Origin of the sequence: Alkalihalobacillus pseudalcaliphilus (genome assembly GCF_028610675.1) — a bacterium.
GTDB lineage: Bacteria > Bacillota > Bacilli > Bacillales > Bacillaceae_D > Alkalihalobacillus > Alkalihalobacillus pseudalcaliphilus.
Genome location: NZ_JAQQWS010000005.1, coordinates 167,167 through 192,097, shown reverse-complemented (window position 1 = coordinate 192,097; position 24,931 = coordinate 167,167). Strand labels below are relative to the sequence as shown.

Sequence of the window (24,931 nt, the reverse complement as noted above, 5' to 3'; positions counted from 1 at the left end):
CCCTCCCTTAATCTCTTCTAAAAGAGAAAGAACGGTCCGTCCTTGTTGAGGTAGAACTGTTAGTAGGTTTTTGAAACGTACTCATCACATTTTGCACGTTAGATAATAACGAGCTAAATTGACCTAAATGACCTTGTAAATCCTGAATGTTCATTTTCTTAACCATAGATAACAGCATACCTAATGTTTCTCCAGACGCAGCTCCAGTAGTAGAGGAATTAGTTTGCTCGGTACCACCTGTCGTTCCCCCATTACTTTGTCCTTCCATTCCACTATGCGCTGTCTCACCTTGACCTGATTCTGCTGCTTGACGATACGAGTTCCACTGCTCATGCTCTGCTCCAAGAATGGACCATTCTTCATAGAAACTTTGTAATGACTTTTCGTTGCTCCTGACCGCCCGGATAATTCCAGGATGTTGCTGTACAAAGGTTTTAAACTGTTTGACGGCAGGATTTAATTCGGACTCTGCCATACGAAAACCCCCTATTTATAATCCTTATCTTATGATATGAGAGACATTTGTCCAGTGTTCCTTCTTTTCCTTACGGGAGCCACGGTGTCATAAAATTTTGGGTGTAATAGTCCTCATAAACACCTACGCCTAGATGAGTGAATTCTTCATGTAACAAATTCACACGATGTCCCTCACTATTAAGCCAACCTTCTACAGCAGCTAATCCATCGACATAATGAGCCGCAATATTCTCACCTGCTAATCTTAATCTAATTCCCCCTGCTTCAATTCGGTTGCTTAAATCACCGGTATTTGGTGATACATGGCTAAAGAACTGATGATTTTGCATATCTTCACTATGTTTATATGCAACTTCTGAAATCTCTTCATCCCATTCAAACGTATCTAGACCATGTCTTACTCTCATGACGTTAGTTACAGAAAATATTTGCTGTTCCTGTCCTTTTGCTACCTCTTCAATTTCTTGTGCTGATAATTGTGGAGGTTCTGGTAGCTCGCCTCGATATTGCACAGAATATGGTCGCTGCATGACAAGTACTTCGTTATTTAGAATACGTACACTCGATAATTCCTCCGTAAATTGATCAAAGTAAGCTTGAATCCAAACCCCTTCTTCATATTCGAAAAGAGGGCGCATTCTTAAGTCATCCTCCGTCAACTGATATTGATATTGCCCCCCTTCATAACTAACCGACACTTGTGCTGAAAACTCATAAAGCTCGTCCATTTCTGTATAATCTTGCGGAAGCTCATAAGGAAGGTCCCCCAACACAGTTCCAATTAAAAAGGCTGTCACAACTTCATCACTTTGAATCCCAATTTGAACATATCGTTCATCATCTTTTTCATAAATCAGCCATTCATACCCAAAACTTGATAAATCCCTTCTATCTGGCTCTCCGAAGTCTGCTATAACCTCATCAACAGAAAGACCAATTAACGGGTCCTCCCAACTCATTTCTTCAGGGACATCTTCTTTTTGTGGTTCCTCTTCAATCTCTTCTACTACATCAGGTAGGACTACCCTTTCTGGAAACCATTCTGACACTCGGTCTTGGTTCATATATTCGAAATAAGCAAATCCTGCAAATAAAAGAATAGCAAGGACAACTACGATATGTTTAATTCTCATGTTTCCACCTCTCTATTTGTCTTTGTACCCTATACCACCATTCTTTATGTGTTCTGAATCGATTTCGTTTTTCCTTTCTCTATTTATGTAGTCTCTTGTCATTCGTCATTAAATCATTGTCGAAAACGTGAAAAAATAGGATCTAACCCGATTTTCACGGACGAATAGATTGCAACTGAAGCCTTTTCATACTATGATAAATATTGGACATAGTAAGTTGAAAAGAGGAGGTTTTTATTTATGAAATTCGAACACATCGAATTAGCTGATAAAGAGTTCAAGTTTGAAAATGTTCACCATTCAGCTGAATCATTAGGATTTGTCCACGCTGAGCAGTGGGATTACGAGCGAGTTATGTTTGACTTAAAGATACATAACAACCAAGAGATCTACTATTTAAGAGTGCCTGCCTATGCCATTAAAGGTGATATTCCAAAAGACGATACGATTGTTCGCCTGATGACACCAATTCTTGGTAAATATTACTACCCACACGGTGTAGAATATATTGGTGAAGATTTTCCAAAAGCGGTTGTTGAAAAGTGTAATAACAAACTTGGTCAACTATTAGAAGCTTTAAATAAAATCTAAATGAAATAAAAAAACCAGATTTCATCTGGTTTTTTTATTTTACTTATTTAATTCCCTAATCGTCACGATTCTAAAACGACCATCTGGACTTTTCACTAGTTCAAATTCAACATGCCTACTAATCTCATCCACATCATCATTTAGATAAGTAATGGCCACTTCCTCCAAAGCTTCTACATAAAATTCTGATTCAGGATCTTCACCAACATATACATTGAGCACTTCAAATTCCAGTAATTCCTTCGTTGCCTTCCCTTGTTCAAGATCATCCATATATCGGCGTAAGCTATGGTAGTAGCTATTATTCGGTATTAAATAATCTTCTAATGAATCAAATCCACCTTGTCCTACTGCTTGCGTCATATCACTTTTATAAGCTGATACAAACTCTTCTGCTGCTTGATATGTAGTCTCATCCTCTACTGGTGTAACTTCGATATCATTTCTAGGATCTGAACATCCAATTAATACGAGCACCAAAACACAAAGTCCCATCCAACGTTTCAAACTGATTAACTCCTTTTTCTTCCTAGCTTCTATCAAAAAACGAGAAAGTATTTTATCTTAATAATAAGGTGAAATCATTAGGTAAACGAGGACACCTGTAAAACTAACATATAACCAAAGTGGCATAGTCCATCTTGCTATTTTTTTATGAAGTTCGTTTTCCATATTCCAAGCTCTAGTAACTGTAATGAGTACTAACGGGACAATAATTGCCGCTAAAACAATATGTGTGATCAGTACAAAATAATAAATGGCTGCTACAATTCCGTCACCACCAAATGGTGTAGATGGAGATAAAAAGTGGTAACTGATATATGTTATGAGGAATAAAGTTGTTGTTCCAAATGCTGCATAAATAAAGCGCCGGTGCCACGTAACATTTTTTCTTAAAATCATAATAAAAGCAATTAATAAAAATGTAAAAGTAAAACTATTAAAAATGGCATTCATCATTGGTAAAATATGAACATTAAAAAGGTCAAAATTGTCATAACCTGGCATTCCCGAAAGAATGATAACAAGTCCATTTACGATAATTGTTATCGCAATAATCCATGGTTTATAATTACGTTTTTTAAAAGTACTTGCTTCATTATTAGCTGTTTCACTGTTGTTCATATCATGACATCTCCTTACAATTACATTACATAATCATCATTATAGCATGAAAGGCATTGAAACAAACCATAAGCGATGTCACAAAACTGTGACACTCGGTTGCTTTTTGTATGAAAGTGTGGTGCGAACATGGAGCGTTGCTCGTCGCTACCGAAAATCATGCTCCGCGTCCTCCGGGGTGGCGCTAAACTAACTGGCTTCGCCAGTGGATTTCAGCCCGCCACTACGTCCCGCGGGAGTCTCCGCATGTTTTCGTCCGCTAGGTTACTGCTAATTCTAAAGTTCAAAATCATTCTCAACAAATATTAAAATGAATTAGAACAAAAAAACAAAGTGAATGAAAAGCCACCAGTAAAGAGCCAAACCACCACACTTTCATTTTTGTTGGTGATGAGTTGCTTCGGCAAGTCATCATGGAGGTTTTGTATGAAAGTGTTCTTAGGGCGATGGTTTGTGCCTTAAAGTTAGTTGGTTCTTTATTCCCTTCACAACTTTTCGTGTGACTTTACTCACTCATTTCACTCGAGTAACTGTCATGTTCGGCTCTTTTCGTGACTTTACTCACTCACTTCACTCGAGTAACTGTCTCGTTCAGCTCTTTTCGTTACTTTACTCATCTTCTTCCCTCGAGTAACTGTCACGTTCAGCTCTTTTTGTGACTTTACTCATCTTCTTCCCTCGAGTAACTGTCACGTTCGGCTCTTTTCGTTACTTTACTCCCTTTGAGTAACTGACATATTATTAGCCTTTTCATGTAGACTCTTCGGTTTTTGTACTTCTCATTCAAAAAATAAATGAACGAAAAGCCACCAGTAGCCACCAGTTAAAAAGCGAAACGCTATTTTTGTGTGGGGTGTTTATAAAAATTAGTGGGATACATGGTGCGTTACTCGCACTACAGATACGTTTAAGTTATACCCAATTTGACTGCACTTCTCTTCCTAGCAGTTGTAGATAAACCTCTTATTACCACTAACATACCATTCTCACTCCAGGAGTTGTAGATAAGCACACCTTTATATACCTCTTTCCCTTCTCTTTCCCCTTTCTGTCTCCACTTATTCCTATAGCAGCTGCAGATTATCTCTTTCTCACACTCATTCAACGACTCTACATAGCAGAATGCTCATTTTCATCATAGTTCTTGCTTTGGATCGATTTTGAAAGTCCTCCACAAGAAAAAAACCTCTTCCAGTCATGAATACTGAAAGAGGTTTTTCATGTTAGTACTTTGTAATTCCTAATAGAAGCATTAAGGCTGCAATTGTTGGGACTGTTACAAAGATACCTGTAATCATAAAGGCATTTGCCCATGCATGGTCTTTATCTTTCATATGCATAAAGAACAGTAATTGTAGTAATAATTGAATTCCAGCTAAGATCAAGATAAAAGGTACCGCGAATGAATGAGGAATAATATCACTACCAACAGCGATAAATGCCATAACGGTTAAGAAAATCATTAACGCAAATACGATGATTTGGCGCTTTATTTCTTTTTTCGTTTGACGTTTTTCTTCCTCCGTCATTGCACTCTTGTCAAAACGTGTACTTAAGTTATCTGCCATATGATCAGCCTCCTACTCCCATGAGATAAACTACAGTGAAGATGAAGACCCAAACTACGTCAATGAAATGCCAGTAAAGACTCGCTACGTAGAATTTCGGAGCGTTCGTTAACGTAATCCCTGATCTTGAGTAACGAATTAATAATACGATAATCCAGCTTAAACCAAAGACAACGTGAGCACCATGTAATCCAACTAAAGAATAGAACGCAGAAGCAAAAGCACTTTCTGAGTAGCCTAGTCCATAATGAGTCACATACTCATAGAACTCATAAATCTCAAATCCTAAGAATGCCAATCCAAGTAGAACTGTTACCCACATCCAAGCCATCATCGTTTTGAACTTGTTCTTCTTCATTGCAAACATAGCTAACACACTTGTTAATGAACTTGTTAATAAAAACATTGTCATAATAAATACAAGTGGTAAAGAAATGATATCAGCTGCACCTGGACCATCAGCAACACCATTACGTAAGCCTAAGTAAGTTCCGAAGAAAGTCGCAAATAGAATCGTTTCGCCTCCAAGGAAGAACCAGAAGCCGAGAAATTTGTTTTTACCTTCAAGGGTTGCCCTCTCTGGGTGAGAAGGTAAACCTTTAGATGTATCCACATGACCCGCCATTTAGTTTCCTCCTTTCGAGTTGTTCATTTCTTCTTTCACACGAGAAGCCGGAATATAATAACCGTGATCCTCTTTGATCGAACGAACAAACATTGAACCAAATGTAATTGCTAAACCAGCAATTAAAACAATTAATCCATTACCGCCAAGTTCCCAGTAAGGAGATTTCATGATTACACCAAAACCAGCAATATAAAGCCCAATCGCCATGATAAACGGTAAAATTGAACCATTTGGCATATGAATGTCAGCTATAGGCTCTGCTGATTTCATCGTTCCATCACCATGTACTTTTTCATAGAACAACGGATCTAACGAACGTACTTGTGGTGTTTGAGCAAAGTTGTACTCTGGGATCGGTGTAGGTGTCGCCCACTCAAGTGTACGAGCATCCCATGGATCCGCTTCAGTAACACGCTCACCTTTGAATGCAGAGTAGATGACGTTGATAACAAGTAAAATAACACCCGCAGACATAAAGAACGTACCGATTGTACTAATTAAGTTAAAGGCATCTAAGCCTTGATTTCCTAAGTATGTGTAAACACGACGTGGCATACCCATTAGACCTAATAAATGTTGAACAAAGAATGTTAAATGGAAACCAATGTAGAAAATCCAGAAGAAAAGCTTTCCTAATGGCTCATTTAATTTATGACCAAACATTTTAGGGTACCAATAGAATAAACCAGAGAATAGTGCTAAGACGATACCACCAACAATAATGTAGTGGAAGTGAGCTACTACAAAGTACGTATCATGGTATAAATAGTCAACTGGTGCCATCGCCAGCATAACTCCTGTTACTCCACCAAGGACAAATGTAGGTACAAATGATGATGCAAACATCATCGCTGTGTTAAAGGTGATTTTACCACCCCACATGGTGAGGAGCCAGTTAAATATTTTAATACCGGTCGGTACCGCAATCGTCATCGTGGCAATCGCAAAAATGGAGTTGGCAACGGGTCCCATACCGACCGTAAACATGTGGTGAGCCCATACCATGAATCCTAAGAATGCAATAATCATTGTTGCAAATACCATCGCTGTATAACCGAATAGACGTTTTCTAGAAAAGGCTGGAATAACCTCAGAAATAATACCGAAGGCTGGAAGCACCAAGATATAAACTTCAGGGTGACCAAAGATCCAGAAAATATGTTGCCATAAAACAACGTTACCGCCCATATCAGGGATAAAGAATTGTCCATCAAAAATACGATCTAACATAATAAGTGCCAAACCAGCAGCAAGTGGTGTAAAGGCAAATAAGATTAGTGTAGAAGAAATAAATGATGTCCATACGAATAATGGAAGACGCATCATTGTCATACCTGGAGCACGCATGTTAACGATCGTAACTAAGAAGTTAATCGCCGACACTAATGTACCAATACCAGACACTTGTAATCCTAATACATAGAAATCAATACCTAATCCACCGTATTCACGGCTTGCAAGTGGTACGTAGTTCGTCCAACCTGCATCTGGACCGCCACCAAAAAACCAACTTGTACTTAACAGTAATCCACCGGATAAGAATACCCAGAATCCTACTGCGTTAACAAATGGAAACGCAACGTCACGTGCCCCAATTTGGAGGGGAATGACAAAGTTCATAAATGCAAAGAGCAAAGGTGTAGCGGCTAAGAATAACATAATCGTTCCATGCATCGTGATGAATTCGTTAAATGTTTGACCACTTAAGAAATTCATTTCAGGGAACATTAGCTGAATCCTCATGAATAAGGCCATAACACCCGCTTTAACAAAGAAAAGCGTACCGGCAATTAAATACATAATCCCGATTTTCTTATGGTCGACTGTTGTTAGCCAATCCCATACGACGCTTTTATCTTTCGTATGTTGTGTAGCTGTAGCCAATGGGTTTCCTCCTTCTTTCATAAAAGTAAAACGTTAAATTCTTAATCGTTATCTAAAACAGATAAAGTTCGTAAGTATGCAATAAGTGCTTCTACTTCTTCATCGGTTACACCCGCTTGTAAATAAGGGGCATTTGACATGTTATTACCTTCTTTTAATGACTCAGGATCTTTAATCCATTGTGCTAACTTCTCCTCATCATCCATGTCAATATAACCAGCAAACACTTCACGGTCGGCGAAGTTTGTTAAAGTTGGACCAGCAGCAGAACCACTTCCGCCAATTGCGTGACAGCCAATACAGCCAAGCCCATCAGCACCAAATAATTCGCGCCCTTCTTGAGCTAATGTTTCTTCAGGTTCAGCAGGGCCTTCTTCCATCCCCGCTACCCATGCATCATACTCATCACGCTCTAATGCAACCAATTTAAAGTCCATTAAAGCATGGGATGGTCCACAAAGCTCAGCACATTTCCCTTTATAAGTTCCTGGATATGTAGCTTCAAGCCACATTTCATTCGTAATTCCTGGCACGGTATCAATCTTACCACCTAATGCAGGTACCCAGAATGAATGTAGAACATCTTCTGCATGCAATTCAAATAATACTTTTTCACCTACTGGAATATAAACATCTTGACCAGCTGTGAATCCTTCATTTTGGTAATCAAATTGCCACCAGAATTGGTGTCCTGTAACGTCAATGACAACCGTGTCCTCACCTGCAACAGGGTCTGGCTCCATGTCAGCCATCATAAATGTACCTGAAATAGTTGGTACAGCTAAAATAACTAATAAAATAATAGGGATAACTGTCCACGTAATCTCTAAAGCTGTATTACCGTGAACTTGTTTAGGAATTTCATCATCTCCTTCTTTACGACGGAACTTAGCAAGAATGATGAAAAAGATTGCAAATACGACAACTGTAACGAAAGCCATAATATAAAGTGACAATAACATATTTTCTAAAAGCCACTCAGCTTGTGGACCTTTCGGATCAAGTGCCGTCAAATTCTCTTCCCCACACCCTGCAAGCACAAGTAGCAGTAGAGAAAATGGTAGAAAACGCCATGCAGTTTTCCAACGTTTCATTTGATAAACCAACCTCACTTTCTTCACGTAGTTACATAACTACAAAATATATATATAATCATTATTCACCTTATTGACATTTTCTATGAACAAAATGTTAAAGATGAACAATAACCATAAGCACAAATAAAATGGTTAAATAGTTGAGCGAGTATACAAACATTTGCTTCGCCCACTTCAAATCATCCTTTGCTTTGAAACCACTTATTCCTAGAGCTAACCAACCCACTCCTAGAATAGCTGCCACAACCGTATATACAATACCGAAAGGATAAAGTAATAAAGATACCGGCAATAATGCCGCGACATAAATAACAATTTGTCTTTTTGTCATTTCAAAGCCAGCTACAACAGGTAGCATTGGAATTCCAGCTGCCCGGTATTCATCGACACGCCTCATAGCTAATGCCAAGAAATGAGGGGGTTGCCAGAAGAACATGATAAAGAACAATAGCCATGCATACATATGTAAGCTACCATCAATTGCCGCCCAACCAATAAGTGGTGGTACAGCACCCGAGAAGCTTCCAACAATCGTATTTAATGTTGTTGTACGCTTTGTCCACATTGAATAGAGAACAACGTATATAAACAATCCGATTGCCCCAATTATAGCAGCAGTTGCTGTTGTTAATGATAAGAATATTAAACCTATAATTGACTGTATCGCACCAACTGTTAAAATGTGTTTTCCCGAAAAACGACCTGTTACGGATGGTCTATTTTTTGTTCTTTCCATGATTGGGTCAATATCTCGGTCTATATAATTGTTAAACGTGCAGGCACCAGCCATCACTAAGCCTGACCCTAAAATAGCAAAAAGGGCTGCTTGCCAATTTGCAGCAAGACCTGTACTCGTATAGATAGCCGCTAAAAAGACGCCTGTAAACGTTGTTATTAAATTTGACGTTACAATACCTTGTTTAGCTAATACCAAATAATCTTTCCATGAATGACTTTGACTCATTGGAGCTGCTATAGTATCGCCTTGTACAACTTCACCTGATTTTGATAATGAATCCGTTTTATTCATTCATTTCACCTCCTCATTAAAAATGAGAAACAACGTTATTGCTTGTTTATAGTCGTTATTTCATTTCACTTTTTGCAAAAACTCATTCACATTATATATCAAAATTGATGATCTTTCATCAAATTAATGACTTTCACAGATTCTTCACAATTAGGATGTTCCTAAAATTGACACATGAGCAAAATTGACTTTTTCCCATATTATTTTTAAGATCAGTTATGTTACTAAATATTCCCTTGCTAACTTTAGCATATTTCTTAACAATTTTATAGAAGGTTTGGTGAATTCCATGCATAGAGCTCTTAAATTTTATGGTGTTATTACCTCTATCGGCGTACTTATTGTTTTATTACAAGGAGCGACTGTGACGAAAACGGATTCAGGTGAGGGTTGTGGAAAAACATGGCCATTATGCTTTGGTGAAGTTATTCCCACAAGTCCTGAAATCGAAACGATTATTGAGTACAGTCATCGTATTGTCGCTGGCCTAGTAGGTGTTATGATTTTAATTTTGGCCATGTGGTCTTGGAAAAAGCTTTCCCATATGAGAGAAGCTAGACTATTTTCTATTCTTGCTTTTATCCTTATCGCCTTTCAAGGTTTACTAGGTGCTGGTGCTGTTGTATTTGGTCAATCCCATGCTATTCTTGCCCTTCATTTTGGTATTTCGGCGATGTCACTCGCTTCCGTAGTGATATTAACCATACTCGCCTTTGAAGATCGGCCAGCTGGCAAACCAATTGCTCCTAAAGTAACCAAAGGCTTTAAGTATTATGTTTTATTTGTGCTTACATATTGTTACGCTGTTATTTATTCTGGTGCTTATGTAAAACATACAGAAGCAACACTTGCATGTAGTGGCTTTCCGCAATGTAACGGTATGTGGTTCCCTGGTTTTTCCGGGCCAATTGGCTCTCATTACTTCCATCGAATCGTAGGAATCCTATTATTTATTTTCCTCATCATTCTTTTAATATGGACTGTAATAAAATATCGTGAGCAACTCGTATTATTATGGACAACTATTATTTCCGTATGTTTAGTCCTCCTCCAAATTATTAGTGGCGTTTCTGTTGTCTTTACAGAGAACTCATTAACAGTTGGATTAATGCATGCTCTCATTGTTTCTTTATTATTTACCACTCTCTCGTATATGATGTTAATTTTAACGAGAGAAAAAGCAATTTCTTCAAAAAAATAACCTATAGATCAAAAAAAGTACCGCTATTGGCGGGACTTTTTTTGATCTATTCTTCTATTATTATTCAAACTTAAAAAGGCATAAAAAAATCAAGCTGAATTTCTCCGCTTGATTTTTATTTGCGTAAAGACGCTTCATGAAGAGCTGCTAGTTTGTGCTCTAATTCTACTAAAAGCTGTTTGCCTTTCTCTTCCTCTACTAGTTCAAGGCGGATAGCAAAGTCAATTTCACGTGAAAGACCAAACATCTGTGTATCCAAGACCTCTTCGTAAAGGGGGCATTGAGGCATTGTTAAATTCTCCATTTGCACTTCAATAAGCTGACAGATTTTATCTGCATCTGCTTTTAATAGAGCAAAGGCTTTCTCATTTTGACCTGTCATCACTTCGGTTGACATGTTGTCCCCTCCTCAGGCTCTAAATATCCTTACTAAATATAGTATCTTTTTTGCTCGAAAAATGCAATCATTTTCAATAGGTTTGCACGCATTAGTCCCAACATTTTTTTAGAAAATACTCAAATGATAGTGAGCGGCTAGAAGTTCAAGTATTTTCATACCTGCATAACTATTCCCTTTTTCATCCAATGCAGGTCCATAAATACCGATCCCTAAACGATTAGGAACAGCTCCAAGAATACAGCCTGATACACCACTTTTAGCCGGAATGCCTACCTTGATTGCAAATTCGCCCGAGGCATTATACATACCACAAGTTACCATAAATGTTTTTACTAATCGAGCAATCTCATAAGGCATGATAACTTCCCCTTCGTGATTCCTCCCTTCGTTCGCCAAAACAAATCCAATTTTAGCTAAGTCATCACATGTTAACTCAATCGCACATTGCATCGTGTAAAATTCAATTAATAAATTGACATCTCCCTCGATAATATGATGTTGTTTCAAAAAATATGCTAAAGCTCGGTTTAAGTCTGCTGTTTCATACTCAGACCTTGCCACTTCTTTATTATACGTTATATGTTTGTTCCCACTTAGCCGATGAATAAAGTGTAAAAGGTATTGAAGTTTATCCTGAGCCGTCTCTCCTTTTATTAATGAGCTCACCGCCAAAGCCCCCGCATTAATCATGGGATTAAGTGGTTTTGATGGAAATTGAGCTTCTAATTTTGAAATTGAATTAAAAGGATCGCCTGTTGGCTCCATTCCAACCTTTTCAAACACAACAGCTTCTCCACAGTCCATTAAAGCCAAAGCTAACGTTATCACCTTTGAGGCACTTTGTAAGGTAAAGAGATGCTCACTATCTCCTGATACAAAGCAATGACTTGCCCCATCAAAAATGGAAACAGCTAAAATATTCGGGTCTGCTTTTGCTAGGGCTGGTATATAGGTAGCTACTTCTCCTTTTTTTGCTTCTTTTTTTGCTTCTGCAACCATCTCATCTAAATCCTGTTGTTTCTGACAAAGCATATCAATCTTCAATCCTTCCTAATCAAAGTGTGACAAATTTGCTAAAACTATTTATACTTTAATAGGATGATCTAGATTTACTTTTTTAACCGAATATTTATTGAGGCATATATGATTGTGGGAGGGTAATGTATGAAAGAATTTGTTTTTTTTATTGACGGTGAGGTGGCTCATCCTTTAACGATCGATCCTTCTGTTTGGATTTTTGATGAGCGCAAAGTCCACTTAAAGGATGCTTTTACAGCGAAGGAGCAAAAAGAGGATCCAGAAATCGCTTATCGTAAAGCCATTTCAGCACAGTGGGATAAAGAAATTATCGAGGGTAATGAAGCACCAAACCCTAATTCCAATGATAATAAAATTTCTTATAATAAAAAAGAACTATTTCAGTCATCTTACGGTATAGCTATTGAGCCTTTCATTCGTAATGCTAATCCAAGTGAAAAGGCAACCGCCGCTAGGATTGTAACAAAATCCGGGGAAGCTTTTACCTATTCATTAGCTGATATTACGAGTATGATTGCTGGCTTTTCTTATGAGGGTAAACCATTAAAGGACGATGGCCCTATTCATCTTTATTTTGCTGATGGAAGTAATCGTGAGAACCCTATTAAAGATGTGCAAAGAATCTCTTTGATTTAACTTAAACGATGTACGCTAAGTGATTTAAGAGTCCTATCTGTAATAAAAGCCGGTTGAACATTGACCGGCTTTTTGATGTTGGATACTAATCCAAATGAGTAACTACTCTCTTTTTTTGTTAGTGCTGGCTTTTTATAATAAGTCTGCTGCTAATTGTGCGAGCCCTGAACGTTCTCCTTTTACAAGCTTTATATGACCACTCACTTGCTCCTCTTTAAATGTCTCGACCACATAGGTCAATCCGTTATTAAACTCATCCAAGTAAGGGTGGTCAATTTGTTGTGGATCACCCATTAAAATGATTTTACTTCTTTCGCCAACTCGAGTTATAATCGTTTTCACTTCATGTTTTGTAAGGTTTTGGGCTTCATCAATGATAATTAACTGGTCTGGAATGCTTCGACCACGAATATAGGTTAAAGCCTCAACTTGGATAGAGCCCATTCCTGCCAGTATATGCTCTAACTCACCCGGTTTTTTCGTATTAAATAGATATTCCAAATTATCATAAATCGGTTGCATCCATGGTTTTAATTTTTCTTCTTTTTCTCCTGGTAAATAACCAATATCCTTCCCCATTGGAACCACAGGTCTTGCGACTACTAATTTCTTATACCTCCCTAAATCTTCGGTTTGCATGAGTCCAGCTGCTAATGATAGTAAAGTCTTTCCTGTTCCTGCCTTCCCAATCATGGTCACTAACTCAATATCATCTCGAAGTAATAATTCGAAGGCCATTCTTTGTTGAACATTTCGAGGTCTTATGCCCCAGACTTGTTCAGACTCCTGTAAAAAAGGCTTTATATATTTTCCATAAGCATCCACTTTCCCCAAAGCAGAACTTGAGCTTCCTAACGCATCCTTTAAAATGACAAATTGATGAGGAAAAAATTTTTGTTTTTCAAAAAGCTGAACAGGTAAAAGTTGATTTTGAAAAAAACTTTTAATCATATCAGCATCTACATATTTTTCTACATATCCACGATATACAGCATCATTTTCTACAACCCGATCACTGAGAAAATCCTCAGCAACGATGCCTAGTGCATCCGCCTTCACACGAACTAATGCATCCTTACTTACTAAAATCACTTCTCTATTCCCGATTTGCTTCTCTTCTACGGTTAAATTCAAAGCAACGGCAATGATTCGATTGTCATTAGACATTTCAGCAAAAGAGCCCTTCATTCTTTCAAAAGAGCGATGATTCAGCTCCACCCTTAACGTACCGCCTGTTTCCTCTAATTTTATCCCTTCATGTAACTTACCTTTCTCTCTTAATTTATCAATAAGTTTTGAAAAATGCCTCGCATTACGACCCACTTCATCCATATTTCTTTTTTTTGAATCAACTTCTTCTAATACAATGGCAGGTATTACGATTTCATTATCCAAGAACGAATAAATAGAATGAGGGTCTTGTAAGAGCACGTTAGTATCTAAGACGTAGATTTTGTTCAATATTCCGCCTCCTGACTGAAGTTCGTTTCACATGCTTTTATATAAAATATGCATAATGAACAATTATGTCCATGAACATGGCTTAGTCCCCTTAATAAAAAATGTATGAACGATTAAGGGAAGATAGACGAGATATCGACGAATTGACATGTTTTCATTGAAACTCAAAAAAACATTTTCAATTCTAATGAAAAAAGTTACACTACATATAGACAACCATTTCATATATTTCTTCGTTTATACTTTCAAAAATTGGATAAAGATAGAAACAACTGTTGATGGGAGTGGAAAACATGCGAGTAAAATGCGTTCTATGTGATAAAGTTGATAAAATTGATGACCATATCTTATTAGCTAAAAGGTTAAGAAACCGTCCTATTCATACGTATATGTGTGAGGTTTGTCATGACCGAATCGCCACACGTACTAATGAACGTAAGGAATTAGGAACATTACCAACAGAACACACAAATGAAAAAGAGAGTGATTGGGTTTAACCCAACACTCTCCTTTTCATTTCATTTCTATTCAGGTTGTTCCGTTTGTCGATGTCGATAGAGACGGTACCGGTACGCTCCGAGTATCAGTGCTGAAATAATTAATACAGCAATCATTGGTGCACCAAATAGGAACTCAAGGAACCATAAAACAAAACAGCCAATAATTAATAAAATGTAAATGACTACCATCTTCAAAATAGGGAGCTTTCTCGCAAACCCTAAATTAAAAACGAGAATCGCTAATGCCACAATCAGAACAAAAGCCCCAAAGCCAATCCAACTATTTTCAGCCGTCGCTCTCATTAGCCAAGACAGACTTTCTATTTCGGCTAGTTGTTCTTCAGTGAATTGTACGTCCATACGTCCTACACCCTTTCTACATATAACCTACAGTTAGGTTAAGACTGTTGAGAAAGTTTTTTACGCTTTTCTACTCGCTCACGCTCTGATTTATTTAAAATCTTTTTACGTAATCGAATCGATTCAGGTGTTAATTCACAATACTCATCATCATTTAAATACTCAAGCGCTTCTTCAAGAGACATAATTCTAGGTTTTTTCATCGTAACGGTTTGGTCTTTTGTCGCTGAACGCACATTCGTTTGTGCTTTCATTTTCGTTACATTTACCGTTAAATCGTTTTCTCTTGTATGCTCTCCTACAATCATACCTTCATAAATCTCGGTACCTGGATCAATAAAGATTGTACCACGGTCTTCAACTTGCATAATACCATATTGACTGGCTTTACCTGTTTCCATAGAAACAAGCACTCCTTGACGGCGTCCGCCAACTTGTCCAGCTGTCATTGGTTGATAACTATCAAATGAATGATTAATAATTCCATAACCACGCGTTTGGGTAAGGAATTCAGTTGTATAACCAATTAATCCTCGAGCAGGCACCATAAATTCTAAGCGAACTTGGCCATTACCGTTGTTTGTCATATTGACCATTTCACCTTTACGCTCACCTAATGATTCCATCACTGAACCTGTATATTCTTCAGGTACATCAATTTGCACACGCTCAACAGGCTCAGAGCGTACTCCATCAATTTCACGAATAATAACTTCTGGTTTTGATACTTGTAATTCAAAACCTTCACGACGCATATTTTCAATTAAAATGGACAAGTGTAATTCTCCACGCCCTGAGACAATCCAGACATCTGGTGATTCAGTTTGTTCTACACGTAAGCTTACATCCGTCTCAAGCTCAGCCATTAATCGCTCTTCTAACTTTCTGCTTGTTACCCATTTCCCTTCACGACCTGCAAATGGACTATTATTAACTAAGAACGTCATTTGTAATGTTGGTTCATCAATACGTAAAACAGGTAGAGCATCTTGGTGATCTACCGGACAAACTGTTTCACCAACGTTAATTTCTTCCATACCAGATACAGCAATTAAATCCCCGGCTTTAGCCGAAGTAATTTCAATACGCTTTAACCCTAAGAAACCAAACATTTTTGTTACACGGAACTGCTTCACAGAACCATCTAATTTCATTAAGGCTACTTGGTGGCCAACTTCAATCGTCCCGCGGAATACACGGCCAATTCCAATACGACCTAAATAATCATTATAATCAAGCATTGTTACTTGGAATTGTAATGGTTCAGAACTGTTATCAACAGGTGATGGGATTGTCTCAACAATCGTATTAAATAGTGAGTTCATATTCTCATCTTGTTGCTCTGGATTTAAGCTTGCTGTTCCGTTAATCGCTGAAGCATACACAACTGGGAAGTCTAATTGGTCTTCGTCTGCACCAAGATCAATAAATAAGTCGATAACTTCATCAACAACTTCTGTCGGTCTAGCAAAATCTCGGTCAATTTTATTGACAACAACGATTGGTGTTAATTTTTGTTCTAATGCTTTCTTTAATACAAAACGTGTTTGTGGCATACAGCCTTCATAGGCATCTACTACTAATAAAACACCGTCAACCATTTTCATAATACGTTCAACCTCACCACCAAAATCTGCGTGGCCTGGTGTATCTAAAATGTTGATACGTGTATCTCCATAGTTAATCGCTGTATTTTTGGCTAGGATTGTAATTCCGCGCTCTTTTTCAATCGCGTTAGAATCCATCGCTCTTTCTTCTACTTGTTCATTGACACGAAATGTTCCAGACTGTTTAAGTAGTTCATCTACTAAAGTCGTTTTTCCGTGGTCAACGTGGGCAATAATCGCAATATTTTTGATATCGTTACGATATTCTGTCATTCAATTCTCTCCTTAGTTCAACTTTAACTGTATAAGTATATCACAAACAAACTGAAAATAGGTAATCTGCCTTTATAATTAAAAAGGTTAATTTTTTTGTCACAACATTAGCCTTTTTCTTTTGCGAAATACAGGGTACACTAGATCATGTTCACGGAAATAGGGGGTAATTAATGTGAAGAAGGAAAACCTATTATTTTTATTGTTGGCTTCCATAACCGTTTTTTGTATTATGATTATTGGTGTAGCGATTGCTGAACGTAGTGTATTAATTGCTTGCTTCGCATTTATTGGCATTATCGTTGCCATGGGCCTTGGCTTTACGTTAAAAAAACGAGCACGGGAATCAAGCGAGATTTAACCTACTATTATTTTTATACTCATTGTTATATATGAACTCTAATCAAACGAAACGATAAAAGACTACCTAATTAGCGGATGGCTAACGGTAGTCTTTTTGTATGAAAGATACTTATGGGCAATAGTTTGTGCCGTGAAGTTAGCTCGTCATCCATCTTGCGATAAATGACCTTAGCAGGACAGTGCTCCCTGTTTTTGTTCAGGCCGACTGCTGATGGTGATCGAGTTGTAAACGTGCCAACAGTTGAACAGTCGCCACTACTTTCATCTTTGTTGGTGGCGAAGTGAATCGGGCTTCGCCATGTGGGTTTTGTATGAAAGTTACGAATGGGCAATAGTTTGTGCCGACGTGACTTGGGCTTGGCTATTAGTATTTTATTTTCTTTGGAGGGATATATTTGTCTTTTCTTCTAATGGTTTGACAACTGCACAAATGTCTTCATGCCCATATTTTTCTTTGGCTTCTGCTACTTTTTGCTCACCTAGCTTAACCATATCTAGAGGCATATTGATTTCATTAGCTAAATCTAAAGCTAACCCAATATCTTTATGTAATAAATTCAAAGAAAATCTTGCTTCGAATTTACGATCGAGTATGGCATCAACCGACCAGTCCATACTTTTTGAGAACCCAGAACTTCGTTTAATTAAGTCATAGGCAACACTTGGGTCAACGCCACTTTTCTCCGCCATAATATAACATTCTGCCAATGCTGCTTGATGGACCCCTATCAACATATTATTAAGCAATTTCACGACTGTTCCGCTGCCCACTTCACCAACTAATACAATATATTCACCATAACATTCCATGACCGCTTTTGCTTTGGAAAATGTATTTTCAGAACCACCACACATAATCGTTAAATTACCTGCGATTGCCCCCATTGGTCCTCCACTTACCGGAGCATCAATAAATTCTGAACCTTGCTGTTTCGCTAATCCCGATAAGTTTTGCACGGTATTTCTGTCAGCTGTTGAATGGTCAATAAAAACGGTTCCTTTTTTACCACCTGCCAGTAATCCATTCTCTCCCTCATAAACCGCTGTTAATGTTTGAGGAAGAGGTAAACAAGTCATCACAATATCTGCTTTTTCAGCTATTTCTTTTGGGGAAGATAGAGTCTTTGCTCCGAGTTTGACCGCTTCCTCATACTTTCCTCTACCATCCAAGACATATACGTCAAATCCATTTTTTATTAAATGCTGAACCATAGGAAATCCCATCGTTCCAAGACCTATGTAACCAACTTTTTGCATTTAAAATTCCTCCCCTAGATATAGCGATATCACTTCTTTATGTAATTGTGGTTTCGCGGTAACAACTGTACCTGACTCTAACAGTGACAATGTTTCACCTGAAAAAGAGGACGCCACACACCCAACTTCATTTAATATTACAAGAGCTGCTGCATAGTCCCAAGGAGACAATTTGACACTGATATAACTATCCAAACGATCGGCAGCAACATAAGCCATTTCGATGGCTGCTGAACCATAAGAACGAATACTTCTTACGTCACGAACGAGAGCTCTTAGAGGGTTCTGATACACATTCCTTTCTTCAACAAGCCACCTTCCATTGACGCCAATCACTGCCTCATGTAAAGGGCGTTCTTTAACTGGCAAGAGTTCATCATCATTTAAAAAAGCACCTTCCCCTTTTCTTGCATGAAACATCTCATTGGACATCACATCATAAATGATTCCAATCATGCCTACACCTTCATGGTAAACCCCAACAGAGATCGCAAAATTATATCTTTGATGCACAAAATTCATCGTTCCATCAATAGGGTCAATAATCCATACCGTACCGTCTAAAGAATTCAATTTCCCTTCCTCTGCTACTCCCTCTTCTCCTAAAAATTGATGCCCTGGAAAGGTTTCTTTGATTTTTTGATAGAAAAACTGTTCGGTTTCCTTATCTACTTGTGTGACTAAATCATCTGGGTTTGATTTTGCTTTAACTTCAATCGGATTTTCTAATGCTTTTTTTATATTTTCGCCTGCTTCAATTGTCCAAGCTTTAGCAATCTTCTCAATTTCATTCCAATGTAATGACATGTAAGACACCTCAATTTGATTTAAGCATTTATTGTTTATTATGACACACTAATTGTCAGAAAGAAAAGATTTCGGTTTTTTAAATGAAAGCCATGACTGTGATTCCTGTGTCATCCAAACCTATTTAACAATCTTAAGTTGTAAGATTATTGCCTTCTTTCATTCTCATTCAATTAGAAAAAGGATGAGTATGGTTGCTCATCCTTTTATCGGGTTGTTGTAAGTCTGATTAGCTTGCAAGCTTTTGTTTCTTTTCTTCCTCTTTTTCTTTTTTCCTAACTTCTTTAAATTTATTTGTCTCTGCGACTATAACTCCTGAAAGGAGACACAGGGCAATTAAGTTTGGTATAGCCATTAAACCATTGAAAATATCAGCAATATCCCAAACAAGTTGCACCGACTGACCGGCACCGATCATAACGATAATACAGAAGACTACTTTGTAATAAATCGTATTCCTGTCTCCAAAAATGTAACCAAAACACTTCTCACCGTAATAAGACCAACCAATAATCGTTGAATAAGCAAAGAAGATGATACCAAAAACAACGATTAAGTTACCATAACCAGGTAAGAACGATTCAAATGCTCCACCTGTAATATTAGGTGCTGCATTTCCATCACCTAAAAACTCTAAATGTAATCCACTCATGACAATGACAAGACCTGTAATCGTACAAACAATCATCGTATCAAGAAAAGTTCCTGTCATCGAAACGAGGGCTTGTCGACCTGGATAATCAGTTTTGGCAGCCGCCGCCGCAATCGGGGCAGATCCTAAACCAGCTTCATTGGAGAATACACCTCTAGCAATACCGTAACGAATCGCGGCACCAATCGCTCCACCTCCAACAGCTTCTGGATTAAAGGCAGCTTCAAAGATTACACCAAATGCAGCAGGTACCTCCGTGATATTAAGAACGATAATAATAAGACCACCGGCCATATAAAATAAAGCCATAAACGGAACAAATACTGCTGAAACTCGTCCAATTCCTTTGATTCCACCTAATAATACTAAAGCCGTTAACACCATTAAAATAAAACCAGTAATCCACGGGTTAATATTAAACGTCCCTTCAAGAGACCTTGCAACGGTGTTTGATTGTGTCATATTCCCAATCCCAAAGGATGCTAAACAGCCAAATAAAGCAAATAAGAAGGCTAACCATTTCCAACCTAAGCCTTTTTCTATGTAGTACATCGGTCCACCAGAGATTTCACCTTTATGGTTGACTGTACGATATTTTACAGCCAGGATAGCTTCTCCGTATTTTGTAGCCATCCCAAAAAATGCTGCGAGCCACATCCAAACTAAAGCCCCTACTCCACCAAGGAGAATCGCTGATGCTACCCCCGTCATATTACCAATACCGAGTGTAGCCGCCATCGCTGTCATTAAGGATTGGAAGTGTGAGATATCTCCCTTCTCCGACTTATCTTTCTTTTTACTCCTAGAGAAAGTTAATTTAAGGGCGTAAGGTAAATCACGCACTTGTAAGAAACCAAGACGAATAGTTAAGAATACACCCGTACCTACAATTAATAATAAGGTGATAGGTCCCCATACTACTGAATTAATGGCATCTACGATTGATTTAATTGTATCCATTTTCCTCTTTTCCTCCCGTCTATCATGTACTGTACTCTACTAAAATAATCGTATTGTATTCATTTTAGTTGAAACTTGTTAGAAAATCTATCAGAAAATATATAAACTTTAGTTTATTCAGAATAAATAATGTGAAAATATCCATGTTTCCTTCTGCTATGTAAGATATAAACACACAACTTTCACATCCACACCAAAAAAAGACTAACGCTGTTTGCGGAGGTCTTTTAATCACATCGTTCTTTTTTACTAGTTATTGATATCTTTTGAGTTCCTTTTGCAATCGCTTTAATTTTCTTATACATTCTAGCTTAGTGGCGTCGTCTAGGTTTGTAATTGCTTCATACAATGACATAAGTTCATAATCAATTTCCATCTTTAAAACTATTACCTGTTCCCTCTTTTTAGAAGGCTCAATTAATCCCACAATATGCTCCACCTGTAACACCTCTCACCTAGGATTTGTATGAACCTAAATTCCTTTTAAATTAGTACATTTTATTAAAGAGTTCACTAAAAGGTGCACAATAAATGACCAATTTTTTAATGCATGCTTTCTGAGTAAAAACAGATTTTATGGTAAAATTACAATATAAAAGAAAGAGGAGTGTTTGGATGAAGTTTCATGGTTTTACAGATGAAGATTTTGATGTATTTAACATTGCGGGCCTTGATGCACGGATGGAAGGAATTATTTCTACTATTAGACCAAAATTTGAAGCAATCGCTTCTGAGATAGAGCCGACTCTATCCGCCTTAACTGGTGACGAGATGTTTACACACGTTGCTCAGCATGCGAGAAGAACAGTTAACCCTCCTAACGATACATGGGTAGCTTTTGCTACTAATAAAAGAGGTTATAAAATGCTGCCTCACTTTCAAGTTGGTCTATTTGAAAGTCACTTGTTTGTTTGGTTTGCCGTCATCTATGAATGTCCCATTAAGAGAAGCTTTGCCGAACAATTATTAAAAAACGTCAACAAATGGAAAAAAGAAATTCCCAATGACTATGTTTGGTCCATCGATCATATGAAGCCTGATGTGAAAAAACATAACGAACTAAGCAAGTCAGATTTAGAATCGATGTTTACACGTTTAAAGGACGTCAAAAAGGCAGAGCTATTATGTGGCCTCAGAATAGAGCGTGATGATCCCCTACTCAAAGACGGTGCATTACTAATTAAAAAGATTGAAGAAGCATATAAAACCGTGCTACCACTTTATACGGTGGCCAAGAAAGCACCTTTTGAGTCCGTTAAATAATTTCATGTGAATAAAGCCAGTATTTATTACCTAATCGTAAATAAATACTGGCTTTACTATGTAGAGCTAAAGAGCTATCGGTAATCTGCTTATGGACGACCTTCATATAGAACCTTTAATATATCTTTACTTAATTCAATCTGTTCAGAGCGTTTATCAACAAACGCAACCATATCATTCGCTAAGTTGATTTGTAGCTCATCAATAAAATAAGTATCTTCATTAATTGGCAAAGCTAATAATTCTTCATCACCCGTTGCCTCATTTACCACCGTATATGCTTCACTTCCTTCTATATTGGCCGCTTCAAATCGATCATCTAACGGTGTTAAACCAACTGGATCAAAAAATACTTGCGCCTGCTGTTCATTAATAAAATATACATCTCCCTCATTTGCAGCCAATATGACTAAAATACGTTCATGCTGAGCTGACTCAATCGATATATGGAGTTCTTCACCTAATTTACCTAGTTCGTCTTCGATTAAAGCTCGAATGGAATCTTCTTGGTCGCGAGGAACATCTCCGAACATATAAATGGATAAAGCTTCCTCATCATTACCACCACAACCCGCTAACAGCAAAACCGTTATCACTAATGCAATCAAGTAACTATATTTCCCCAATACACGTAGCTCTCCCTTTTTTATAATTTTACGATTTCTCCATCTTCTAATTTCTTTGCTTCCTTTACAGCTAAATAACTGGAAACATTCACTTGTTGATCAAATTGAGCACAAAGTTGCTTTTCCTCACTTTTGGAAGGCACAATTTCCTTAAAGCGCTGATACTTCTTAAGAAATAAATGACGCTCGATCCCGTTTCCATATACTTGTTCAACGGCTTCATAAAATGCTACAACATCGACTACTTCATCGGTTGTCCAATCAAGAGAAATTGGCATATTCATTTCCATCACTTACACCTCCTTCACTCTCTACAATATGTAACACGTCCCGCCTTTTTATGCAAACTTTTTCTCTAAACAATAATGATATAGAATTCCATCTAAATAAAATTACTGAAAAAAACATATTTTTATCACTTATTTACTATGCAAGCTATCCTACGTTTGGTATACTCTTATTTGTTTTATACCATTATAAGGTTAAGGTAATTTATAGGTGAATGAGGTGGCGTCTTTGTCTGGACAAATGTCTACTCCATTATTTGATGGGGTTCGTAAGCATGCAGAAAAACAACCGGTACAGTTCCATATTCCTGGTCATAAGAAAGGCTCAGGGATGGATCCTGAATTCAGAAATTATATAGGAGAGAATGCTTTAGCCATAGATTTGATTAATATAGCTCCTTTAGATGATCTTCATCATCCGCACGGAATTATTAAAGAAGCACAAGAACTTGCCGCAGAAGCTTTTGGTGCTGATTATACATTCTTTTCTGTACAAGGTACAAGTGGTGCAATCATGACGATGATTATGAGTGTCTGCTCACCAGGCGATAAAATCATCGTTCCACGCAATGTTCATAAATCGATTATGTCAGCGATCATATTTTCTGGGGCTAACCCAATCTTTATTCATCCAGAAATTGATCCAAACCTAGGTATTTCCCACGGAATAACGACCGACTCCGTAGAAAAAGCATTAGAAACGCATCCAGATGCGAAGGGATTATTAGTCATAAATCCAACTTATTTCGGTATTTCTGGTAACCTACAGAAGATTGTTGAAATCGCTCATCGATACGAAGTGCCTGTTTTAGTTGATGAAGCCCATGGAGTCCATATTCATTTTCATGATGAATTACCGTTATCGGCGATGCAAGCAGGAGCTGACATGGCTGCAACAAGTGTCCATAAGCTTGGAGGTTCTATGACTCAAAGCTCTATTTTAAATGTAAAAAAAGGCATGGTCTCTCCACAAAGGGTTCAGTCAATAATTAGTATGCTCACCACGACGTCGACATCCTATTTATTATTAGCCTCTTTAGATACAGCCCGTAGAAGACTCGCAACAGAAGGTCAACAGCTTTTAACAAATACCATTCAATTAGCTGAGCAGACTCGAAAGCAACTGAATGATATACCAGGTATTTATTGTGTTGGCCGTGAAATATTAGGTGACAAAGCTACTTATGATTTCGATCCGACCAAACTTATTATCTCTGTTAAAGACCTTTCTATGACTGGTTCTGAAGTAGAGAATTTATTAAGGGAAAGATATAACATTGAGGTTGAACTCTCTGATTTATATAATATTCTTTGCATTATTTCGTTAGGTGATACGAAGACCGAAACGAAAAAACTTGTTGATGCACTAACGCAACTATCACTTGAATCACGTGATACAAGCAAACCAAAACATGAAATGAACGTATATGTACCAAGAATTCCAACCTTAGCACTTTCCCCTCGTGACGCCTTTTATGCGTCCACGGAAGTCATTTTACTATCACAATCAGTGGGAAGAATCATTGCTGAGTTCATTATGGTCTATCCTCCAGGTATTCCCATCTTAATCCCAGGAGAGATTATTACTCAAGAGAACCTCGATTATATTGAAGAGAATATAAAAGAAGGTTTACCCGTTCAAGGACCAGAAGATGAGACCTTTCAAACCATTCGTGTTATCAAAGAATTTAAAGCCATTAAATAACA

Annotated in this window: 27 protein-coding genes; 7 read left to right on the top strand and 20 right to left on the bottom strand. The window is 37.6% G+C overall.

Annotated elements, in window-relative coordinates; all coding sequences use genetic code 11:
* Positions 1-7: 7 nt before the first annotated feature.
* Positions 8-475, bottom strand: coding sequence for a YlbD family protein (locus PQ479_RS12770; RefSeq protein ID WP_047987751.1), 468 nt, complete (start codon positions 473-475; stop codon positions 8-10).
* 70 nt (positions 476-545) lie between these two features.
* The gene (locus PQ479_RS12765; protein ID WP_047987750.1) at positions 546-1,610 is read right to left on the bottom strand and encodes a CAP domain-containing protein; all 1,065 of its coding nucleotides are present in this window, start codon (positions 1,608-1,610) and stop codon (positions 546-548) included.
* 240 nt (positions 1,611-1,850) lie between these two features.
* On the opposite strand from PQ479_RS12765, the gene PQ479_RS12760 reads away from it, so the two are divergent.
* Positions 1,851-2,201 carry a YugN family protein gene (locus PQ479_RS12760; RefSeq protein WP_047987749.1) on the top strand — a complete coding sequence of 117 codons (351 nt, stop codon included), beginning with the start codon at positions 1,851-1,853 and terminating at the stop codon, positions 2,199-2,201.
* A gap of 39 nt (positions 2,202-2,240) precedes the next feature.
* Here PQ479_RS12760 and PQ479_RS12755 read toward each other — a convergent pair whose 3' ends face one another.
* The 7 genes from PQ479_RS12755 to cyoE form a co-directional block, all read right to left on the bottom strand.
* Positions 2,241-2,708: a TcaA NTF2-like domain-containing protein gene (locus tag PQ479_RS12755; protein WP_047987748.1), complete on the bottom strand. Its 468-nt coding sequence runs from the start codon at positions 2,706-2,708 to the stop codon at positions 2,241-2,243.
* Between the two features lie 57 nt (positions 2,709-2,765).
* Positions 2,766-3,326, bottom strand: a complete 561-nt coding sequence (locus tag PQ479_RS12750) for a DUF420 domain-containing protein (protein ID WP_047987747.1) — start codon at positions 3,324-3,326, stop codon at positions 2,766-2,768.
* Positions 3,327-4,549: 1,223 nt separating this feature from the next.
* On the bottom strand, positions 4,550-4,894 hold the full coding sequence (locus PQ479_RS12745; RefSeq protein ID WP_047987746.1) for a cytochrome C oxidase subunit IV family protein: 345 nt from the start codon (positions 4,892-4,894) through the stop codon (positions 4,550-4,552).
* 4 nt (positions 4,895-4,898) lie between these two features.
* Positions 4,899-5,519, bottom strand: coding sequence for a cytochrome (ubi)quinol oxidase subunit III (locus PQ479_RS12740; protein WP_047987745.1), 621 nt, complete (start codon positions 5,517-5,519; stop codon positions 4,899-4,901).
* Positions 5,520-7,406: a cytochrome c oxidase subunit I gene (ctaD, locus tag PQ479_RS12735; protein ID WP_273717022.1), complete on the bottom strand. Its 1,887-nt coding sequence runs from the start codon at positions 7,404-7,406 to the stop codon at positions 5,520-5,522.
* A 41-nt stretch (positions 7,407-7,447) separates the two neighbouring features.
* Positions 7,448-8,500, bottom strand: coding sequence for a cytochrome c oxidase subunit II (gene coxB, locus PQ479_RS12730; RefSeq protein WP_047987743.1), 1,053 nt, complete (start codon positions 8,498-8,500; stop codon positions 7,448-7,450).
* Between the two features lie 97 nt (positions 8,501-8,597).
* Positions 8,598-9,533, bottom strand: a complete 936-nt coding sequence (cyoE, locus tag PQ479_RS12725) for a heme o synthase (protein WP_047987742.1) — start codon at positions 9,531-9,533, stop codon at positions 8,598-8,600.
* Positions 9,534-9,822: 289 nt separating this feature from the next.
* On the opposite strand from cyoE, the gene PQ479_RS12720 reads away from it, so the two are divergent.
* Positions 9,823-10,734, top strand: coding sequence for a COX15/CtaA family protein (locus PQ479_RS12720; protein WP_047987741.1), 912 nt, complete (start codon positions 9,823-9,825; stop codon positions 10,732-10,734).
* 115 nt (positions 10,735-10,849) lie between these two features.
* Here the strand turns inward: PQ479_RS12720 and PQ479_RS12715 are convergent, their stop codons facing one another.
* Both PQ479_RS12715 and glsA read right to left on the bottom strand, forming a co-directional pair.
* Entirely contained in the window at positions 10,850-11,131 is a 282-nt protein-coding gene (locus PQ479_RS12715; RefSeq protein ID WP_047987740.1) for an Fpa/YlaN family protein, read from the bottom strand.
* A 108-nt stretch (positions 11,132-11,239) separates the two neighbouring features.
* Complete coding sequence (gene glsA, locus PQ479_RS12710) at positions 11,240-12,166, bottom strand: glutaminase A (RefSeq protein WP_047987739.1); 927 nt, start codon at positions 12,164-12,166, stop codon at positions 11,240-11,242.
* 132 nt (positions 12,167-12,298) lie between these two features.
* Here glsA and PQ479_RS12705 point away from each other — a divergent pair, with 132 nt between their 5' ends.
* The gene (locus tag PQ479_RS12705; protein WP_047987738.1) at positions 12,299-12,808 is read left to right on the top strand and encodes a hypothetical protein; all 510 of its coding nucleotides are present in this window, start codon (positions 12,299-12,301) and stop codon (positions 12,806-12,808) included.
* A 132-nt stretch (positions 12,809-12,940) separates the two neighbouring features.
* Here PQ479_RS12705 and PQ479_RS12700 read toward each other — a convergent pair whose 3' ends face one another.
* Positions 12,941-14,269, bottom strand: coding sequence for a PhoH family protein (locus PQ479_RS12700; protein ID WP_047987737.1), 1,329 nt, complete (start codon positions 14,267-14,269; stop codon positions 12,941-12,943).
* A gap of 293 nt (positions 14,270-14,562) precedes the next feature.
* Here PQ479_RS12700 and PQ479_RS12695 point away from each other — a divergent pair, with 293 nt between their 5' ends.
* Positions 14,563-14,766, top strand: coding sequence for a YlaI family protein (locus tag PQ479_RS12695; protein ID WP_047987736.1), 204 nt, complete (start codon positions 14,563-14,565; stop codon positions 14,764-14,766).
* Positions 14,767-14,793: 27 nt separating this feature from the next.
* Here PQ479_RS12695 and PQ479_RS12690 read toward each other — a convergent pair whose 3' ends face one another.
* Together PQ479_RS12690 and typA are read right to left on the bottom strand one after the other, a co-directional pair.
* Complete coding sequence (locus PQ479_RS12690; protein ID WP_053070321.1) at positions 14,794-15,129, bottom strand: YlaH-like family protein; 336 nt, start codon at positions 15,127-15,129, stop codon at positions 14,794-14,796.
* A gap of 38 nt (positions 15,130-15,167) precedes the next feature.
* On the bottom strand, positions 15,168-17,009 hold the full coding sequence (gene typA, locus PQ479_RS12685; protein WP_047987735.1) for a translational GTPase TypA: 1,842 nt from the start codon (positions 17,007-17,009) through the stop codon (positions 15,168-15,170).
* Between the two features lie 175 nt (positions 17,010-17,184).
* Between typA and PQ479_RS12680 the strand changes: the two genes are divergently transcribed.
* Positions 17,185-17,370: a DUF5325 family protein gene (locus tag PQ479_RS12680; protein ID WP_047987734.1), complete on the top strand. Its 186-nt coding sequence runs from the start codon at positions 17,185-17,187 to the stop codon at positions 17,368-17,370.
* Positions 17,371-17,744: 374 nt separating this feature from the next.
* Here PQ479_RS12680 and PQ479_RS12675 read toward each other — a convergent pair whose 3' ends face one another.
* From PQ479_RS12675 to PQ479_RS12660, 4 genes are all read right to left on the bottom strand, one after another.
* Positions 17,745-18,629 carry an NAD(P)-dependent oxidoreductase gene (locus PQ479_RS12675; RefSeq protein ID WP_047987733.1) on the bottom strand — a complete coding sequence of 295 codons (885 nt, stop codon included), beginning with the start codon at positions 18,627-18,629 and terminating at the stop codon, positions 17,745-17,747.
* Positions 18,630-19,436: an inositol monophosphatase family protein gene (locus PQ479_RS12670; protein ID WP_047987732.1), complete on the bottom strand. Its 807-nt coding sequence runs from the start codon at positions 19,434-19,436 to the stop codon at positions 18,630-18,632.
* A gap of 229 nt (positions 19,437-19,665) precedes the next feature.
* Positions 19,666-21,048, bottom strand: coding sequence for an alanine/glycine:cation symporter family protein (locus PQ479_RS12665; protein WP_047987731.1), 1,383 nt, complete (start codon positions 21,046-21,048; stop codon positions 19,666-19,668).
* Positions 21,049-21,301: 253 nt separating this feature from the next.
* Positions 21,302-21,487 (bottom strand): hypothetical protein, encoded by a 186-nt coding sequence (locus PQ479_RS12660; RefSeq protein WP_273717021.1) that lies wholly within the window; start codon positions 21,485-21,487, stop codon positions 21,302-21,304.
* A 176-nt stretch (positions 21,488-21,663) separates the two neighbouring features.
* On the opposite strand from PQ479_RS12660, the gene PQ479_RS12655 reads away from it, so the two are divergent.
* Entirely contained in the window at positions 21,664-22,311 is a 648-nt protein-coding gene (locus PQ479_RS12655) for a YktB family protein (RefSeq protein WP_047987730.1), read from the top strand.
* A gap of 89 nt (positions 22,312-22,400) precedes the next feature.
* Here PQ479_RS12655 and PQ479_RS12650 read toward each other — a convergent pair whose 3' ends face one another.
* The gene (locus tag PQ479_RS12650) at positions 22,401-22,937 is read right to left on the bottom strand and encodes a hypothetical protein (protein ID WP_047987729.1); all 537 of its coding nucleotides are present in this window, start codon (positions 22,935-22,937) and stop codon (positions 22,401-22,403) included.
* 20 nt (positions 22,938-22,957) lie between these two features.
* Complete coding sequence (locus tag PQ479_RS12645) at positions 22,958-23,227, bottom strand: UPF0223 family protein (RefSeq protein WP_047987728.1); 270 nt, start codon at positions 23,225-23,227, stop codon at positions 22,958-22,960.
* Positions 23,228-23,465: 238 nt separating this feature from the next.
* On the opposite strand from PQ479_RS12645, the gene PQ479_RS12640 reads away from it, so the two are divergent.
* Entirely contained in the window at positions 23,466-24,929 is a 1,464-nt protein-coding gene (locus PQ479_RS12640) for an aminotransferase class I/II-fold pyridoxal phosphate-dependent enzyme (protein ID WP_047988006.1), read from the top strand.
* The last annotated feature ends 2 nt before the right edge of the window (positions 24,930-24,931 follow it).